We start from the raw sequence: 17564 nt of genomic DNA on the forward strand, positions 1-17564 counted from the left end.
CAAGCATCATGGGGTGTCTCCCCAACGCTTCCCTTTGTACCTCAAGGAACTGGAGTTCCGCTACAATCATCGCCAGGAGGACATCTTCCCTCGGTTAGTTCAGTACCTCTGCGATTTTGTGCCAAACCTTACCTAATCACCTTATACAAATGCTTGCAAAGTGGGCCGTACCGGATTCGAATTGGTCTGACCCGCGCCTATTGCGCCTCCCTACCACGCCCCCCGTAGCACCTCCGCCAGCTCGCTCACGTCGCGTATCTTGCGCGCGTTGCGGAACAGGAAGAAGTCCGTCATGGCGTCCGCAGCGACGGCGTCGCACGCCTCCCGCGGGACGCCGACCTCGCCGAGGCGCAGCGGCATGCCCAGGTTACGCAGCAGCCCCTCGATGGCCGCGTGGGCCGCTAAAGCGGCCTCCTCGTCGCTCATCCCTTTCGTCCGCGCGCCCAGCGCCTCCGCCAGCCGCGCCTGCCCCGGCAGCGTCGCCGCCAAGTTGAAGCGCAGGCAGGGCACGGTCACGATGGCGTAGGCCCCGCCGTGGCCCACTCGCGGGTAGCGCGACGCCAGGCAGTGCGCCAGCGACCGCACGACGCCGAACTGGCCGCTGCCGCCGCCCTCCGCGTCCGCGCTGCGATTGCACAGGAACGCCGCCGTCGCCAGCATGACGCGCGCGTCGGCGTTCTCCGGCTCGCGGACGAGGCGCGGCAGGTACGTGGTCACGAGGCGCAGCGCCTGAACGGAGTCGCCGTCGCCGAGCGGGTTCGGGGGCGTCGCGGCGACGCTCGTTATGGCGTCGCTGAGGCACGCCACCGCCGTGCTCCGCGCCAGCGCGACGGGCGCGGTGAGCAGGGCCTGCGCGTCCATGATGATGGCGGCGGGGCGCGTCTTCGGGTCGAACAGCTCCAGGCGATGACTGCTGCCCGGGTCCAGCACCGCCGTGCCCGCGCGGTTCATCGCGGTCGTCGGCGTGGTCGGCACGAGCACGTTCGGCAGCTTGGGCTTCGCCAGACGCGGGCTGACGGGCGGCTTGCCCGGCGGGTACTGGGTGCAGAGCTTGTGCACATCGTCGCCCTCGGCGAGGACGATGGTGATGGCGCGGGCCGTGACGATGGCGCTGCCGCCGCCGACGGCCACGATCATGTCGGCGCCCGCCTTGCGCGCGGCCTGCACTCCGGCCAGCACGGCGGGCAGCGGCGACGAGGCCTGCACGCCGTCGAACGCGCCCGCGTAGCGTTCGCCGAGGGCCTGGCCGATGCGCGCCAGCAGGTCGGTGCGGTGCGCCACCGACTGGCCGCACACGACGAAGGCCTTCGTGGCGCCGGTGCGCTCCGCCTCCGACTTCAGGTTGCCGAGCGCGTCCTTGCCCGCGTACACGCGGACGTCCGAGCCGCGATAGCGGAACGTGTTCACGTAGTCCATATCTACACCGCCACGCCCGATTCGATGAGGCGACGCGCCTCCTCGACTGAGTAGCCGAGCACGTTCGTCAGGATGTCCATATTGTCCTGCGCCAGAAGCGAGCCCGTCCTGTATTCCGGCTTGGCCTCGCTCAGGTGCCAGGGCGTTGTGAGATACAACAGCGGTCCTTGTTGCGGGTGCGGCACGCGCGCGAAGACGCCCCGCGCGTTGAGGTGCTCGTCCTCCAGCAGGTCGCGGATGTCGCGCACGGCGCTCGCCGGAACGCCGACGCCCTGGAGCCGTCGCTCAAGGTCGGTGTTGCTCTGCGTGCGCGTCCAGCCTTCCACAAGGGTGTCCAGCTCGGCCCTGCGCGTCCAGCGGGCGTAGCGGTCGGCAAAGCGGGCGTCCGCGGCGAGGTCGGGCCGTCCCATGACGCCGCAGAGGGCGCGCCACTGCGTGTCGTCCTCTACGCCGATGGCTATCCAGGCGTCGGCGCCGGCGCAGCGGTACGTGTTGTGGGGCGCCATGATATCGTCCTCGTTGGCGCGGCGGCCTCGATTGCGCCCGTTCATCGTGTAGTCCATGAGCGCCTCGGGCAGGCCCACCATCGTCGCCTCGATGATGGAGAGGTCAATATGCTGGCCCTGGCCCGTCTTCTTCCGGTGGTGCAGGGCGGCCATGATGGAGAAGGTCATACTGGTCCCCGCCACCGGGTCCGACCAGGAGCCGCCGATGCCTCCGGGCCCCTTGTCCGGGTAGCCGGTCAGGTAGGTGATGCCGGAAAAGGCGTGGAACCCGTGGCCGTAGCCCACCGCGGTCTTTTCCGGCCCCGTGCGGCCCAGCGCGGAGAGGGACAGCATGATGACGCCCGGGTTGTTCTTGCTCAGAGCGTCATATCCGAAGCCCAGCTTCTCCATGACGCCGTAGCTGAAGTTCTCTAGCACCACGTCGGACTTCCTGACAAGCTCCAGGAACAGCTTGCGCCCCTCCTCTCGCGTGAGGTCCAGCGTAAAGCTCCGCTTGTTCAGGTTGTTTGCCGTGAAGGCGGCGCTGCCGTCCGGCGGGCCGAGGCCGGGAGGGAAAGGGCCTCGGTTGCGCTGGAAGTCGAGGCGCTTCGTGGACTCGATTTTGATGACCTCGGCGCCGAAGGTGGCCAGCACGCGCGTGGCCCACGGCCCGGCGACGACCCGCGTCATGTCCACGACGCGCACTCCCGATAGCGGCAAGATGCCCATGTCGTATATCCTCAGTCTCTTCCGGACTAGATAATCCGCGCCTCTGTCAGCTTGACCAGGTCCGTCCGCGAGTAGCCCAGTCGCTTGCAGAACACCTCTTCATTGTGCTGTCCGAGCAGCGGAGCGGGCCTCTGGAAGCGCCAGGGCGTGCCGGACATGACGAACGGCCGTCCGGGCGTCGTCACCTTCCCGGCGGCGGGCTGCTCCCATTCCTGGAAGAAGCCCCTCTCCCACAGGTGCTTGTAGTTCACGATGTCTTCCGGCGAGTTGACCTGCTCGCAGGGGACGCGCTTGGACTGGCACAGCGCCCGCACCTGCTCCTTCGTGCGCCGGGTCGTCCACTCCTCGACCATCCGGAGGCAGGCGTCCCAGTGCTTGGCGCGCTCCGCCCGCGCTTTGAACAGCGGGCTGGACAACCACTCCGGGTTGCCCATCACCTCCAGCAGGCTCTGCCACTCGCTCTCCTGCATGGTCACGAAGCAGACGTAGCCGTCGGCGCACCTGACCAGGCCCACCGCGCCTCCGGAGGGCGGGCCGATGCGGGCTGTCGGCTTGCCGGGATCGAAGACGGTGACGGCGGGCGACCGCATGGACAGGATGACCTCCTGCTGGGACACGTCCACGAGCTGGCCCTTGCCCGTGGTCCACCGCATGAGGACGGCGGACATGGTGGCGGCGGCGGCCATGCTGCCGGCCAGGAAGTGCGCCTGACGCCCCGCGGCGCGCAAAGGCCTGTCCTTCTCCGGGTCCTCGGCGGAATAGGGGGTGAGGTAGGTCAGGCCCCCGGCGGAGAAGGAGACAAGGTCGTCGCCCCGCCAGTCTCTGCGCGGTCCGTAGCTGCCGAACGGCGTGACGGACGTCACGATGAGGCGGGAGTTGACCTGCTGCAAACGCGGGTAGTCCAGGCCGAGCGCCTCCATTTCGGCGGGCGGTCTGTTGGTGACGAGGATGTCGGCCTGCCTGATCAACTCGACAAACATCGCGCGGCCGGTGGCCGTCCGGGGATTGAGGGTGACGCCCAGCTTGTTGAAGTTGGAGTAGAGGAAAAAGCCGCTCTGCTCCGCGCCGGGGCTGTCGTGCGGGAACGGCTCCATGCGGCGGGCGGGGTCGCCCGTGAGAGGCTCCTCGATCTTGATGACCTCCGCGCCAAGGTCGCCGAGGAGGCGGGCGCAGTAAGGGCCCGAAAAGAGCGTGCCGAAGTCTATGACCTTGAGGTCATCCAGCGCGCCAGGGAGTCCCATGTCTCCTCCAGTCCGTGATGTGCAGGTTGCGCTGAAGCGGTGCGCTACAGGTGGCCCCCTCCGCCGCGCAGCCGCGGGTCTAGCTCGTCGCGGAGCGTGTCGCCCAGCAGATTGAAGCCATAGACAGCTAGGCTCACCGCCACGCCCGGGTAGACGGCCATCCACGGCGCCAGATTGACGTACTGGCGGCCCTCGGACAGCATGGACCCCCACGTGGGCGTCGGTGGCCGGATGCCCAGCCCCAGGAATCCCAAGGTTGCCTCCGTCAGGATGGCGGTGCTTATCTGGGCCGTTGTCAGGACGATGAAGGGCGCCATGCAGTTCGGGGCGGCGTGGCGCAGGAGTATCCGCAGGTCGCTGGCCCCTATGGCCCGGGCCGCCTGCACGTATTCGTTCGCCTTTACGCTTATGGCCGCGGAGCGTATCACGCGGACGGTGGGCGACACTAGGATGATGGCGACGGTGATGACAACGTTCATCAGCGTGGGCTGCAGCACCACCACGATGATCATGGCCAGGATGAGGTTGGGGAAGGCCAGGAGCGCGTCCACGAACCGTTGCATGACCATGTCCAGCCTGCCGCCGAAGTAGCCGCTGAGAAGACCCAAGAAGCCGCCGACGCCGCCGCCTATGCCCACCGAGAGGACTCCGACAACCAGCGAGACCTGGGCGCCCCAGATGATGCGGGAGAAGATGTCCCTGCCCAAGTTGTCCGTTCCCGCCATAAACTGAGGCTGCGGGGAGGCGAACGTAGCCGTGGCGCGCTGCTCCATGGGGTCGTAGGGCGCAACCACAGGCGCGAGCACGGCGCACAGGACAAGCGCTGCGATCAGCAGCATGCTGGCGGCGCCGAGCGGCTTCCGCCGGACGAGCCGCCACGCCCATCGTAGTCGTGAAGGCCTCGCCGAGAGCACCAGCCCGCCGGACGCGATGGTCGCTTCCTGCTTCATACCCCGTTCACTTCCCTGATCATGTGTCTAATCATAGCGAATGCGCGGATCGAGCCATCCGTACAGCAGGTCCACCGCCATGTTCACCAGCACGAAGATGGCCGCCAAGAGGACGATGATGGACTGGATGACCGGGTAGTCTCGGGTCAGCAGCGCGTGCAGTAGGTAGCTGCCGATTCCGGGGATGACCAAGATGGACTCCATGATGACCGTGCCGCCCAGCAGGTGTCCAAACTGTATCCCGCTGAGGGTTATCACGGGCAACATGGCGTTTTTCAGGGCGTGCCGCACCACCACGACGCGCTCGCGAAGTCCCTTGGCCCACGCCGTCCGCACGTAGTCCTGGCGCAGAACCTCCAGCATCGCGGAGCGGGTCATGCGGCTGATGACGGCGGCCTGATAGTATCCCAGGGCCATGGCCGGCCAGATGAGCTGCGAGAACAGGGTCTTGGGGTCTTCCAGGATGCTCGGCGTTCCCAGGGGCGGTATCCAGTCGAACGTCTGCACAAGAAACAGGACCACCAGCGTGCCGCTCCAGAAGGTGGGCATGGCGATGCCTCCAATGCTCACCACTCGGAACATGTAGTCCGACCACGTATCCTGCCGCAGCGCCGAAAGAACACCCGTGGGCAGGGAGATGAGCAGGGAGATCAGGAACGTCATCAGGGCGAGCTCCAGCGTGACCGGGAACCTCCGCTTGACCTCGTCCGCCACCGATCTGCCGCTCCACAGAGAAGCCCCGCCGTTCAAACGAAGCACGTCCCCCATCCACGCGACGTACTGGAGGTGCAGGGGTTTGTCCAGCCCCAGCTCCTTTCGGACGGCGTTCAGGGATTCTTGCCGAACAACACCGCCCGAGCCTTCGCCGCCGCCGGTCACAATCAGAAGCGCCACGTCTCCCGGGACCACGCGCATCACCAGGAAAATGACAACGGATATTCCCAGGAGAGTGGGAATGAGGAGGAGGAATCGCCTCAATATATACTGCGACACTCTAGCTTCACCAAGCCTGAGACGGGGGGTTGACGACACCGCCAGCGCCCCGTCTCAAAGATACGTCTCCTCAGTTCTCCCGGCGGAGACTGACCGGGTCGCCTACTGGTCCAGCCAGACGGTCACATAGTTATGGATGCTGTAGATACCATCCGGCACGCCATACCCTTTCACTTCATTCCAGACAGCCTGTGGCCCGGAGTCATAGAAGAAGGGGAAGGCGGGAAGCTGCTCAAAAAGGTAGTCTTCCAAGTCATGGAGGACAGCCTTGCGCTTGGTGGTGTCCAAAGTCTGGCTCTGCAGGTTGAACAGCTCCATTGCTTTCTTGTCGGTCTTAGCGAAGGTGAAGAGCGGGTTCAGGACTCCTCGGCCCAGGGAGGAATCCGGGTCCATGATGCCGGTGCCCGACCCGCAGCAGAGGACGTCCCACTGCTCGGAGTAGCGCCTCTCCGCTTCCACGGCCTGGGATTGGAGGTCCAAGGTGGCGTCAATCCCAATTTTCAGCCATTGCTCCCGCAAGACCGCAGAGAGTTGGGGGAATAAGCCGGACCTTCGCACCAGGGCGTTCGTCTTGAATCCGTTGGGATATCCCGCCTGTGCCAGAAGGCGCTTGGCCTCCGCGATGTCCTGGTCCTTGGGGAGACGGTAGCCCGGCAGCTTATCGTAGTACTCCATGGGCCGCGCGAACTCGTTGGGGCGCAGCAGAAAACCGCCAACGTAGGCAGTCCCTTGCTTCACGAGCTGGTTCACTTCGGTGCGGTTAACGACCAGGTGCGCCGCGCGGCGCACCCGCACATCATTCCACGGCTTCACATTCAAGTTCGGCATGGCGTGGAAGAAGCTGCCCGTGGCGTAAGGGACCACGGTAATGCCCTTGATCTGCTGAAGGACGGGCATGTCCGTGGGCTGTAGTCCGCCAGCGCCCAGGGAGGTCAGTTGGACCCTGTGGGTGCGGAGCGCCGCCAGCCGCGTGCCGGGATCCTGTATCAGGGATCCCCGGATGCCGTCCAGATAGGGCAGACCGGGGAGGAAGTAGTCCTTGAACCGCTCGACCTCGAACAGGACACCCGTCGCATGTTGTTTGAACTTGAACGCCCCCGCGCCGACGGTCTCCTTGCGGTAGTTCTTGGACTTCTCCAGGATGTGCTTGGGCAGGATGGGATTGCGCTGAGCGCCCGCCAGCGCCGGAAGGAACGAGTAGCTGGGCTGAGACAGAAAGATATTGACGGTGTTGGCGTCCGGGATCTCTATGCTCTTGACGGCGTCGAAGTCGCTGGTGTCCTGAAGCCCTCCGGGGTCGGGCTTGATGCGCTTTCCCAGGGTGAATTTCACGTCCTCTGTCGTTACCGGTTTCCCGTCGTGCCACATGGCGTTCTTGCGCAGGTGGAACGTGTACTGCCTTCCGTCCGCCGCCATGTCCCACGAGGCCGCTAGGTCCGGGACGACCTTGGAGTTGTCTTGCATATCGTATCGGAGCAGGCCCGCGTGCATTATGCCCGCGGTCGCCACGATGTCTAAGCTTCCCACCGTGACGTCGTAGTGGGAAGGGTCTCCGGAGACGATGATGGTTAGGATGCCGCCCTTCTTGGGCGCGGCCACTGCGGGGGCGGGTCGTGGCGTGGGCGATGGTGATACCGCGGCGGGAACAACGGGAGTGGGGGTCGCCGACGGCGCGCCGGGGGAGGTGGCAGGTGGACGCGCTGGGGCCGGCGCCGCTGGAGAGGCCGCCGGAGCGGGCGCGGGCGCCGCCGCGGGCGCCGCCGCGGGGGCGCAGCTTGATGCGAGCAGTAGGAGGGCTATGCCCAGGCTCCCAAGTGCGACCAAGCTGTTGCTTTCTCGCGTTCGCCGTTTCATAGTGCCTCCCTCTCGCGTCAACGCACGGCTATGTACGGAGGAGCCGCCTCACAATACCCTGTGGCGCTTCAACTTCACCAAGCCTGAGACGGGGCGTTGACGACACCGCCAGCGCCCCGCCTCAAAGATACGTCTCCTCAGTTCTCCCTGCGGAGATTGACCGGTCGCCTACTGGTCCAGCCAGACGGTCACATAATTATGGATGCTGTAGATACCATCCGGCACGCCGTAGCCTTTCACTTCATTCCAGACAGCCTGTGGCCCGGAGTCATAGAAGAAGGGGAAGGCGGGAAGCTGCTCGAACATGTAGTCTTCCAGCTCCTGGAGAATGATCTTGCGCTTGGCGGGGTCTAGGGTCATGCCTTGGCGGGTGAACAATTCCTGCGCTTTTTTGTCGGTCTTGCCGAAGGTGAAGAGCGGGTTCAGGACTCCTCGGCCAAGGGATGCATCGGGGTCCATGATGCCGGCGCCCGCCCCGTAGGCGATGACGTCCCATTGCTCGGCGTAGCGCCTGTCCGCCTCTATGGCCTGTGGCTGGATGTCCAGTGTGGCGTCAATCCCGATTTTCAGCCATTGCTGTCGCAGTACCTCGGAGAGCGCCGGGCCAAATCCGGAGCGCCGCACCAGGACGTTCGTCTTGAAACCGTTGGGATATCCCGCTTCCGCCATGAGACGCTTGGCCTCCGCGATGTCCTGGTCCTTGGGGAGGCGGTAGCCCGGCAGCTTCTCGTAGTACTCGATGGGCCGCGCGAACTCGTTGGGGCGCAGGAGGAACCCGCCCACGAAACCCGTCCCCTGCTTGACCAGCTTGTTGACATCGGTCCTGTCTATGGCCAGATGCGCCGCGCGACGGACGCGGATGTCATTCCACGGCTTCACGTTCGGGTTCGGCATGACGTGGAAGAAGCTGCCCGTGGCGTAGGGGACCACGGTAATACCCTTGACCTGCTGAATGATGGGCATGTCCGTGGGTTGTATTCCGCCCACTCCAAGAGTGGTCAACTGTACCCGATGCGTGCGCAGAGCCGCCAGCCGCGTGCCTGCGTCCTCTATGAGCGCTCCCCGGATGCCGTCCAGATAGGGCAGGCCGGGGAGGAAGTAGTCCTTAAACCGCTCGACTTCGAACACGACGCCCGGGGCGTGCTGCTTGAACTTGAACGCCCCCGCGCCGACGGTCTCTTTGCGGTAGTTCTTGGATTTCTCCAGGAGGTGCTTGGGGAGGATGGGATTGCGCTGAGCGCCCGCCAGCGCTGGAAGGAACGAGTAGCTGGGCTGAGACAGAGAGACCTTGACAGTGTTGGCGTCAACTACCTCTATGCTCTTGACGGCGTCGAAGTCACTGGTGTCCTGAAGACCTCCCGGGTCCGGTTTGATGCGCTTTTCCATGGTGTACTTCACGTCGTCCGCCGTGACCGGTTTCCCATCATGCCACTTGGCGTTCTTCTGCAGGCGGAACGTGTACTGCTTGTCGTCGCCCGCGACATCCCAGGAAGCGGCCAGGTCCGGGACCATCTTGCCGTTGTCCTGCATGTCATAGCGGAGCAGGCCCGCGTGCATCATGCCCGCGGTGGCCACGATGCTGAAGCTTCCCACCGTGGTGTCGTAGTGGGGCGGGTCTGAATAGACGGTGATGGTCAGGATGCCACCCTTCTTGGGCGTGGCCGCCGCCGGGGAGGCGGGTCGTGACGCGGGCGAGGGCGTCGCCGCTGCTCCGGCGGCGCGGGTGGGAGTCGCCGCGGGCGCTGCGGAGGGAGCGGATGGCTGTGCCGGCGCTGCCGGCCGGGGCGGAGCTGCCGCGGGGGCCGGCGCCGACGCCGCTGGAGGCGCCGCGGGAGCGGGTGCTGGCGCCGCTGCGGGGGCGCAGCTTGACGCGAGCAGCGAGAAGGCTACCCCCAGACTTCCCAGTAGGACCGTGGCTCCGGTTCCTCGCGATCGAGGTATCATTGTGCCTCCCTCTCTTGCCGACACTCGGCATCCGTGCTATGGGCGGCTGTCCGGGCCTGTGTAGTCCGGAACAGCTTGCGTATGACGACGCTGCGGTTTCCTGCCTATGTTGGGTTACTCTGTTGTCCTTGGGTGGGTCGGGTGTTCTTAGACATTGGCCCAGAGTGGTTGGCCCGTGCCAGGATGCCGCCTGTCCGAAGGCGTTCCGGTAGTCCAGCCGCCTGGTCTTGCGTCACGTATAACCGATGCGAATAGGACGCTTCCCTATGATGAAAGACAGGACTTGATGGGCTTTTCCCATGAATCAAACGGCCAGAAGCGTACGATGAGGAGATTATGCGGATTAAGCGTAGGTATGTCAAGGGGCTAGGCAAAACTGGCAGCGGCCCGCGCCGCGCCCGGTCTGCCCTGGGGTGCGACGCGCGACCTACCAGACCATGACCTGCACGAGCGCCGTCCCGGCCATCGCCACCGCCACCGTCAGCGCCAGCGCCTCCGCCACTTCGCTCAGCGCGCCGTAGACGTCGCCCGTCAGCCCGCCGCCGAGACGCGCGCTGGCCCACCGCGCCAGCAGCCATGCCGCGAATGTGACGACCCCGGCCAGCCACAGCCCCGGCGCCCTCAGCAGAAGCCCCGCCGCGCCGAACGCGATGAACCCCGCGGCCACGGCGCGGCCCGCCGTCGCCCCGCCCTTGAACGCGACGCCGAGGCCCTCCGCGCGGGCGTACGGGAAAGCGGTGAGGGCCAGCACCTGTGTCCACCGACCCAGCAGGGGCGCCGCGATGATGGCCCAGGGCCGCACGGCGCCGCCCAGGCTGGCGAGCGCGGCCCACTTCACAAGGAGCACCAGCATGATGCCCGCCATGGCGTAAGTGCCGCGCGCCGTATCCCGCATAATCTCGCGGCGACGCTCCGGCGTGTGCCCGCCGAACAGGCCGTCGCAGGCGTCAGCCAGGCCGTCCAGATGTAGCCCGCCGGTGAGCAGGACCATCGCCGCGACTACCAGGGCGCTGGCCGGAAAGGGCGGCAGGACGAGGCCCAGCAGCGCGTCCAGCGCGGCCAGGGCCAGCCCCAGCAGCAGTCCGACGACGGGAAAGTAAGGCAGCCCGGCGGACAGATCCTCCGGACTGACGGTGCCCCGATCTATCGGGGCGATTGTCAGAAAGCGCAGCGCGGCGAGGAAGCCCCGTGGGCACGGGACACGGCCCACGTCAGCCTACGGCGAGGGGGGCCTGGTCGGCGCTGCCTGCGGCCTCTCCTGCGCGTTCTTCTCGGAGACGCCCGCCTGAGAGAACGTAGCCATCTCGCTCAGCAGCCGCGCAGCGCCGTCCACTAGGAACATGCCGAGCGCCGCGCCCGTCCCTTCGCCCAGGCGCATGCCCAGGTCCAGGAGCGGGGTCAGCTTCAGGTGCTCAAGAATCACCTTGTGCCCCGGCTCCACGGACATGTGCGCCGCTATCAGGTAGTCGCGGATCATGGGCTTCATTCCGCAGGCGATGAGCGCCGCCGAGGAGGATATGAAACCGTCAAGGACCACGGGCCGACGGTGCGCCGCCGCAGCTAGGATGACCCCGGCCAGCGCGCCGATTTCGAATCCGCCCACTTTGGCCAGCACGTCCAGTGCGTCCTGCCCGTTCGGCTTGTTCACGTCCAGCGCGCGCTGGACCACCTCCGCCTTGTGCCGTCGCTGCTCCTCGGTGAGGCCGGCGCCGGCGCCGGTCACCTCCAGCGGCGGGCGGCCGGTGATGGCCGCGGTGATGGCGCTGGCCGCCGTGGTGTTGCCGATGCCCATGTCGCCGATGGCGAAGATGTCCGCGCCCTTCCGCAGCTCCGCGTCGGCGATGGTGATGCCCGTCTCGATGGACATCACGGCCTGCTCCCGCGTCATGGCGGGCCCTTTGGCCATGTTGGCAGTCCCGGGGGCGATGCGCTTGGAGAAGAGGCCGACGCGGGGCTTGATCTCCGTCGCCACGCCGACGTCAACGACCAGCAGGCGAGCGTCCACGTGCCGGGACAGGACGTTGATGGCGGCGCCCCCCGCGATGAAGTTCTCCACCATCTGGGCCGTCACCTGCTGGGGGTAGGCGCTGACGCCCTCGGCCACCACGCCGTGGTCGGCGGCGGCCACGATGATGGTCTTGTGCTTGAGCTTGGGCGCGGGCTGGCCGATGATGCCCGCCACCTGGATGGACAACTCCTCCAGACGGCCCAGGCTGCCGAGGGGCTTGGTAAGCTGGTTCTGGCGCTGACGCGCCGTTTCCATGGCCCGGCGGTCCACCGGGCCAATGCGCTGCAAGCACTGTTCGAGTATGCCCACGGGTATTGCCTCCAGAACGATTGAGAATAAACTTTAACTTTACCAGTGTAACAGGCCGTGGCCGTGCCTGCGCTGGCATGTTCCTGCATCTCCTTTTGAAGCCTGGCCGCTACCCTGCGGCGGGATCCGGGCGAGGGGCCAGCCCGTCCAGGTGGCCCACGTCGTTCAGCAGGCTGAGCAACGCGCCGCCGTCCACCGTCTCGATGACGGACATGCTTGCGTTGGCCAGGCGGATGCGCCAGAAGTGGCTCACTGGCAGGCCCAGCAGGTTGAAGATGACGCTGCGGAGCGTGCCGCCGTGCGCCACCAGCAGGACATTCTCGTCCGGCCGGGTGAAGTCCTGGGCCGCCAGGAACCGGGCCGTGCGTTGCATAACGTCCAGCATGCTCTCCCCCTTCGGGGGGGCGAACGCTGGGTCGCGCTGGTAGATGCGCGCCATCTGCTCCGGGAATCTGGCCTGGATGTCGCGCCAGCTCTGGGTCTCCCACTCGCCGTAGCTCATCTCGCGCAACTCCGGCGTCAGGGTCAGCGGCACAGCGCGTCCTTCGAGGATGGCGCGGGCGGTGTCCGCCGACCTCATAAGGTCGCTGGTCAGGGCGCGGTGGAACGGGACGCGCGCCAGCCGCTCCCGCAGGGTCTCGGCCTGTCGTCGTCCCGTCTCGCTGAGGGGCGTGTCGGTGTAGCCCTGGATGCGCCCTTCGGCGTTCCAGGCGGTCTCGGCGTGGCGGACCAGATAGAGCTTAGCCATGATGCGAGACCGCTACCCCCCCACGTCCCAGCGCGTCCGGCAGCGCGGCCATCAGCCTCTCGCAGTCGGGCAGGCGCCGCGCACCGATGCGGATGAACGAGGGCAGGCCGAAGGATGTGCAGTCGCGGACGCAGAGACCCCGCCGCAGGAGGGCCAGCCGCATGGCGGGGGCGTCACCCACCTCGACGAGCACGAAGTTGGCGAGCGATGGCGCGACGTACAGGCCCATCTCCGAGAGCGCCTCCCGCAGGTATGCGACGGCGCGGCGCACCTCGGCGCGGGCGCGTGTCAGGTGGTCGGCGTCCGCCAGCGCCGCGAGGCCCGCCGCCTGCGCCGCCGCGTTCACGCTCCACGACGGCTGGAATATCCGTAGGCGTTGGGCCACATCTTCCTGCGCCAGGGCATAGCCCAGGCGCAGGCCGGCCAGCGCGCCGTCCTTGGTCATGGAGCGCAGCACCACGACGCGTCCGCTTGCGGTCAGGTCGGACGACGCCCACGGCGCCGCCACGAACGGCGCGTACGCCTCGTCCAAGACCAGCGTCGCGTCCGGCGCGGCGTCGAGGAGACGCAGCACGGCGCGCCTGTCCAGGTACACGCCGGTGGGGTTGTTGGGGTTGCACAGAAACAGGAGGACGGGCGCCTCTTCCGCCAGGACGTGGCATACTTCGTCCATGTCCCACTGGAAGCCCTTCTCCCGCGTGGCCCGGACCTCCACGACGTTCAGCCCCGCCAGGCGGCACGCGACGTCGTACTCTCCGAAGGTGGGGCCCAGCACGACGGCGTACTCTCCGCCTTGCGGAGCCAGCGCGCGAGGAATGAGGTGAATAAGCTCGGTGGCGCCGTTGCCCGGCAGGATGTTTGAAGCAGGTACGCCGTGCAGCCGCGCAAGGGCGTCTCGGAGGGCGCGGCACTCCGGGTCCGGGTAGGCGGACGGGTCGAACCGCGCGAGGGCCTCGCGCACACGGGGCGACGGCCCCAGGGGGTTGACGCTCGCGCTGAAGTCCAGCACCTCCGCCGGGTCCAGGCCCAGGGCGCGGGCCTCCGCGTCGCGCAGGCCGCCGTGGATGGGGCGCGCGGACGAGACCTGGCCGGAGACTGGCGTCTGCATAGCTTTGTATTATAGCAGATAGCGGCGGCGGCCCATGCCTCAAGCCGTGATGGGGAGGTTCAGGAGGGTGAAACCCTCCTGACGGGGGTTGGGGGGGTCCCCCAACCAACTTTATATGGGGAGGGGTGGGGACACCCCAGCTTTGCACATAAACCCCTAATTTAGCGCCACTTTTTGTGCAAGTAACTTTTCTGCACAAAAAGTCAGAACTCATCCGATGGCAATTATCCCCTAACGTCCAACAGCCTAGTTTTAGCCGTCAAGCGGCATCGCTAGGTTTTTACCCTTTGGCCCCTTGGCCCTTGGAGCCTTCTTAAACGTGGTACTCACTTGTTGTTGTGGTGGCATATCTATGCTTTTGCCGTTCAATAGTTCCTCGACCGTGATGATTTGAATTGCAGGATAGTCTTTGTCCCATCCTGGCGAGTGATAGAACCCACCTCCCGCTGCGTCAGCTCTCATCGGCTTCGTCGGCTCCTCAAAACTTATCAGGACGCCTATTTGGGCGCTCTCACGCTGAACAACGCCCTTCAAAGCACGGACATCATCGGGCTTCAACTTACCACCCTTAACAGACAGGATGACTTGCTTTGTTTTCGTTTCGTCTGCTTCGTCGTGGAAGTAGAGCCGCCCATCAATGCCCTTGTCTGCACCTTTCTTTTGGTCAGCCGGACGCGCCCCGACTAGACCCAATGCCCACCACTGGAATTGATACTTGTCGTTTGCAGCGAGTTCTTCCGCATCTGGCAACGTCACAGGCTCCCCAATGATGGTGTAACTCGCCCTACCGTTGGTCATGTCTTTCAGGCGATTCTTAATCAGTGTGATAGCGAGATGCGTGATGTCAATACCTATCCACTGGCGGTTCAGACGTTGGGCGACGGCTATAGTAGTTCCACAGCCGCAAAATGGGTCAAGCACCACTTCCCCTTCGTTGCTACTAGCCTGAATAATGCGCTCCAATAAGGCTTCCGGCTTTTGCGTAGGATAGCCTAAACGCTCACCGCCTGCGGCAATCGGAATGTCATCCCAGAAATCCCCGACAGGGATGCCTTCCTGTTCGTCAAGATATCGTTTCAGGCGCGGGATACCCTCACCGCCCTTCGGAACGATGATGAGTCCTTGCCGGTCTGCTTCCTCCATCCTTTCCCTGGTCCACCGCCACACCTTAGTCACACCCTTGAACGAATAGGTCAAGTTCGGTCGGTCAGGATTCGGGTTCAGCAAGCTCGTCAACTGATAGCGTCGCCCTTGGTCATCTACAAGGCGGTATTGCTCGTCAGCGTTCATATTGGCCGCATAGATCGGATTCCATGTGGCGGTTTTTGTGCCCATAGCATAAGCAAGGATCACATCGTGGCTGGTGGCAAAGCGTGTGAATGCATGGCCTTTCGGGTGTGATCTCCGCCAGACGATTTCATTTCGGAAATTCTGCGGCCCGAACACGGCGTCCATGAGTAGCTTCAAGTAGTGGCTGGCAGTCGGGTCACAATGGAGGTAGATGCTGCCACTGGGCCTTAATACCCTCCTGAGGTCAACCAATCGGGGAGCCATCATAGATAGATAAGCGAGCATGTCGTTCTCGCCCAAGAACGTATGAAATGCCTGCATGACTTGGGAGACCTTACCACCAGCATCTACCATCTTCAGATAGGTTCTGGCTGATTCCTGGTCCCAACCCCAAGTATCCCCAAATGCCTTTATTTGAGCGGCAGAGCGGGAGCCATCTTGTTCGGCAAACAGTACGTTGTAGTCCTGATTGCTATTGAACGGTGGATCGAGGTAGATAAGGTCTACCGTTTCGTCCTTGATGTAGCGGTGGAGAATATCTAGATTGTCGCCGTAGTAGAGAAGGTTTGTTGTATTCAATTGAGGCCCCCTAACGGACATGCGGCTATCACATATCCGTTAGGATTATAACCTACTAAGCAAGTGCTTGAAGGGCTTGATTGAGTGGCGCGGTGACAAGTAACCCTTTTTGTGCAGGCGGCACTTTCTGTGCAAAGCCGGGACACCCCCCAACCCGGCAGGGGCGAGGCTCCTCCACCTCTAATATGCGCGGGGTTTATTGACCAGGTGCTATTTGGGCAGAAGCGGCTTCATCTCCGGCTCCAGAGTCACCCCCAGCGTGTCCATGGCGACGCCCAGAAGCCAGTAGTACCCCACGCCCACGGCCAGGTCCACCGCGCCCTGGGTGCCCAGCAGCTTCTGGATAGCCCGGTAGGTCGCGTCGCTGGCGCGGTAGCGCCGCACCAGGCTCCGCGCGAAGCGGATGACCGCCGCCTCGTGGGCGGGCAGGCCGGTCGTGGCCTTCCGGCGTCTCACCGCGTCAATGGCGGCGTCGGACACGCCCACCTTGCGCGCCACCGGCTCGTGGTAGCTATACTCATAATCGCAGTTGATGTGGCGGGACACCACCAGGATGGCCAGCTCGCGGACGGGCGCGGACAGGCTGGACTTGAAGCGCACGTACTGGCCGAGCGCGCTCACGTGGGCGCAGGCGCCGGGGCTGTGCAGCAGCAGCTTGAACGGATGGGGGACGTGGCCGCGCCCCTGGGCGATGTCCTCGTACATGTGGCGCAGGTCCTGGGGAAGCTCTTCTCGCGTGACGTAGGGTAATCGGGGCATGCTGTCCTCCTGATTTGGATAGTGATGGCGCGCCCGATATCATACACGATTCCGCGCGCCGCCAGCCGGCCAATGGGCGTCGTGCAACCAGGCGCCACCACTCCCTGAACCAACAGCTTGACAGGATACGGCGGCCTTGAGTACAGACCCCTAACCTGCTAGAATTTCATATGTTCGCCTGAGCGAACGAGGAGCGATAGGTCTATGGCAAAAGCCAACGGTAAGGAACGGCAGGGGGCCGCCCAGGAGAGCCGCAAAATCAACGTCGCCATCGTCGGCGTGGGGAACTGCGCCTCATCTCTGGTCCAGGGCGTCTCCTACTACCGTAACGCGCCCACCGACAAGTTTATACCCGGCCTGATGCATCCCCTTCTCGGCGGGTACCATATCTCGGACATCAACTTCGTCGCGGCCTTTGACATTGACAAGAACAAGGTGGGCAAGGACCTGGCGGAAGCCATCCAGACGCCTCCGAACAACACCATCAAGTTCGCCGACGTGGCCGCCACCGGGGTCAAGGTGGAGCGGGGCATGACGCACGACAGTATTGGCAAGTACCTCGCCTCCGTGGTCCACAAGGCCCCCGGCTCCACCGCGGACATCGTGGGCATTCTGAAGGACACCAAGACACACGTGGTGATGAACTACCTGCCCGTGGGCAGCGAGATGGCCACCAAGTGGTACGTGGAGCAGGTGTTGACCGCTGGCTGCGCCCTCGTCAACTGCATCCCCGTCTTCATCGGCAGGGAGAAATACTGGAACAAGCGCTTCCACGACAGGGGCGTGCCCGTCATCGGCGACGACATCAAGTCCCAGGTGGGCGCTACCATCACCCACCGCGTCCTGACGCGCCTCTTCCGCGACCGGGGCGTGCGGCTGGAGCGGACATACCAGCTTAACTTTGGCGGCAACACCGATTTCCTGAACATGCTGGAAAGAGAGCGGCTGGAGTCCAAGAAGATCTCCAAGACCAACTCCGTGACCTCGCAGCTTGACTACGACATCGGCGCGGACAACGTGCACATCGGCCCCAGCGACTACGTGCCGTGGCTGACCGACCGCAAGTGGTGTCACATCCGGATGGAAGGCAGAACTTTTGGAGATGTCCCGCTTAACCTGGAGTTGAAGATGGAGGTATGGGACAGCCCGAA

The 17564-nt window shown here is 64.8% G+C and carries 15 protein-coding genes; 2 read left to right on the plus strand and 13 right to left on the minus strand.

What is annotated here, in order from left to right; all coding sequences use genetic code 11:
• The coding region (locus Q7T26_01130) for a DDE transposase (GenBank protein ID MDO8530761.1) at positions 1 to 136 on the plus strand (136 nt) is incomplete at its 5' end.
• 74 nt (positions 137 to 210) lie between these two features.
• On the opposite strand, the gene Q7T26_01135 is transcribed toward Q7T26_01130, so the two are convergent.
• The 13 genes from Q7T26_01135 to Q7T26_01195 form a co-directional block, all read right to left on the minus strand.
• Entirely contained in the window at positions 211 to 1416 is a 1206-nt protein-coding gene (locus tag Q7T26_01135) for an iron-containing alcohol dehydrogenase family protein (protein MDO8530762.1), read from the minus strand.
• Between the two features lie 2 nt (positions 1417 to 1418).
• A complete protein-coding gene (locus Q7T26_01140) occupies positions 1419 to 2630 on the minus strand; it encodes a CoA transferase (protein MDO8530763.1) in 1212 nt (403 codons plus the stop codon).
• A 26-nt stretch (positions 2631 to 2656) separates the two neighbouring features.
• Complete coding sequence (locus tag Q7T26_01145; GenBank protein ID MDO8530764.1) at positions 2657 to 3871, minus strand: CoA transferase; 1215 nt, start codon at positions 3869 to 3871, stop codon at positions 2657 to 2659.
• Positions 3872 to 3915: 44 nt separating this feature from the next.
• The gene (locus Q7T26_01150) at positions 3916 to 4821 is read right to left on the minus strand and encodes an ABC transporter permease (GenBank protein MDO8530765.1); all 906 of its coding nucleotides are present in this window, start codon (positions 4819 to 4821) and stop codon (positions 3916 to 3918) included.
• A 27-nt stretch (positions 4822 to 4848) separates the two neighbouring features.
• Complete coding sequence (locus tag Q7T26_01155) at positions 4849 to 5799, minus strand: ABC transporter permease (GenBank protein MDO8530766.1); 951 nt, start codon at positions 5797 to 5799, stop codon at positions 4849 to 4851.
• A gap of 117 nt (positions 5800 to 5916) precedes the next feature.
• On the minus strand, positions 5917 to 7668 hold the full coding sequence (locus Q7T26_01160; protein ID MDO8530767.1) for an ABC transporter substrate-binding protein: 1752 nt from the start codon (positions 7666 to 7668) through the stop codon (positions 5917 to 5919).
• 168 nt (positions 7669 to 7836) lie between these two features.
• On the minus strand, positions 7837 to 9612 hold the full coding sequence (locus Q7T26_01165) for an ABC transporter substrate-binding protein (protein ID MDO8530768.1): 1776 nt from the start codon (positions 9610 to 9612) through the stop codon (positions 7837 to 7839).
• A 427-nt stretch (positions 9613 to 10039) separates the two neighbouring features.
• Positions 10040 to 10822, minus strand: a complete 783-nt coding sequence (gene cobS / locus Q7T26_01170; protein ID MDO8530769.1) for an adenosylcobinamide-GDP ribazoletransferase — start codon at positions 10820 to 10822, stop codon at positions 10040 to 10042.
• 6 nt (positions 10823 to 10828) lie between these two features.
• Positions 10829 to 11929: a nicotinate-nucleotide--dimethylbenzimidazole phosphoribosyltransferase gene (gene cobT, locus Q7T26_01175; protein ID MDO8530770.1), complete on the minus strand. Its 1101-nt coding sequence runs from the start codon at positions 11927 to 11929 to the stop codon at positions 10829 to 10831.
• A 109-nt stretch (positions 11930 to 12038) separates the two neighbouring features.
• Positions 12039 to 12677 (minus strand): alpha-ribazole phosphatase, encoded by a 639-nt coding sequence (gene cobC, locus Q7T26_01180; protein MDO8530771.1) that lies wholly within the window; start codon positions 12675 to 12677, stop codon positions 12039 to 12041.
• Positions 12670 to 13785, minus strand: coding sequence for a histidinol-phosphate transaminase (locus Q7T26_01185; protein MDO8530772.1), 1116 nt, complete (start codon positions 13783 to 13785; stop codon positions 12670 to 12672). The genes cobC and Q7T26_01185 overlap by 8 nt, the downstream gene beginning before the upstream one ends.
• A gap of 252 nt (positions 13786 to 14037) precedes the next feature.
• Positions 14038 to 15654 (minus strand): DNA methyltransferase, encoded by a 1617-nt coding sequence (locus Q7T26_01190; protein MDO8530773.1) that lies wholly within the window; start codon positions 15652 to 15654, stop codon positions 14038 to 14040.
• A 210-nt stretch (positions 15655 to 15864) separates the two neighbouring features.
• Positions 15865 to 16413, minus strand: coding sequence for a carboxymuconolactone decarboxylase family protein (locus tag Q7T26_01195; protein MDO8530774.1), 549 nt, complete (start codon positions 16411 to 16413; stop codon positions 15865 to 15867).
• A gap of 204 nt (positions 16414 to 16617) precedes the next feature.
• On the opposite strand from Q7T26_01195, the gene Q7T26_01200 reads away from it, so the two are divergent.
• Positions 16618 to 17564: inositol-3-phosphate synthase (locus Q7T26_01200; GenBank protein ID MDO8530775.1), on the plus strand; the 947-nt coding region annotated here is incomplete at its 3' end.

The organism is Dehalococcoidia bacterium, assembly GCA_030648205.1.
Taxonomy (GTDB): domain Bacteria; phylum Chloroflexota; class Dehalococcoidia; order JAUSIH01; family JAUSIH01; genus JAUSIH01.

Bases quoted from the DNA above. Each gene is read 5' to 3' on its own strand.
- Q7T26_01135 (MDO8530762.1), bottom strand. From the start codon at position 1,416: ATGGACTACGTGAACACGTTCCGCTATCGCGGCTCGGACGTCCGCGTG.
- Q7T26_01140 (MDO8530763.1), bottom strand. From the start codon at position 2,630: ATGGGCATCTTGCCGCTATCGGGAGTGCGCGTCGTGGACATGACGCGG.
- Q7T26_01145 (MDO8530764.1), bottom strand. From the start codon at position 3,871: ATGGGACTCCCTGGCGCGCTGGATGACCTCAAGGTCATAGACTTCGGC.
- Q7T26_01150 (MDO8530765.1), bottom strand. From the start codon at position 4,821: ATGAAGCAGGAAGCGACCATCGCGTCCGGCGGGCTGGTGCTCTCGGCG.
- Q7T26_01160 (MDO8530767.1), bottom strand. From the start codon at position 7,668: ATGAAACGGCGAACGCGAGAAAGCAACAGCTTGGTCGCACTTGGGAGC.
- Q7T26_01165 (MDO8530768.1), bottom strand. From the start codon at position 9,612: ATGATACCTCGATCGCGAGGAACCGGAGCCACGGTCCTACTGGGAAGT.
- cobC (MDO8530771.1), bottom strand. From the start codon at position 12,677: ATGGCTAAGCTCTATCTGGTCCGCCACGCCGAGACCGCCTGGAACGCC.
- Q7T26_01185 (MDO8530772.1), bottom strand. From the start codon at position 13,785: ATGCAGACGCCAGTCTCCGGCCAGGTCTCGTCCGCGCGCCCCATCCAC.
- Q7T26_01195 (MDO8530774.1), bottom strand. From the start codon at position 16,413: ATGCCCCGATTACCCTACGTCACGCGAGAAGAGCTTCCCCAGGACCTG.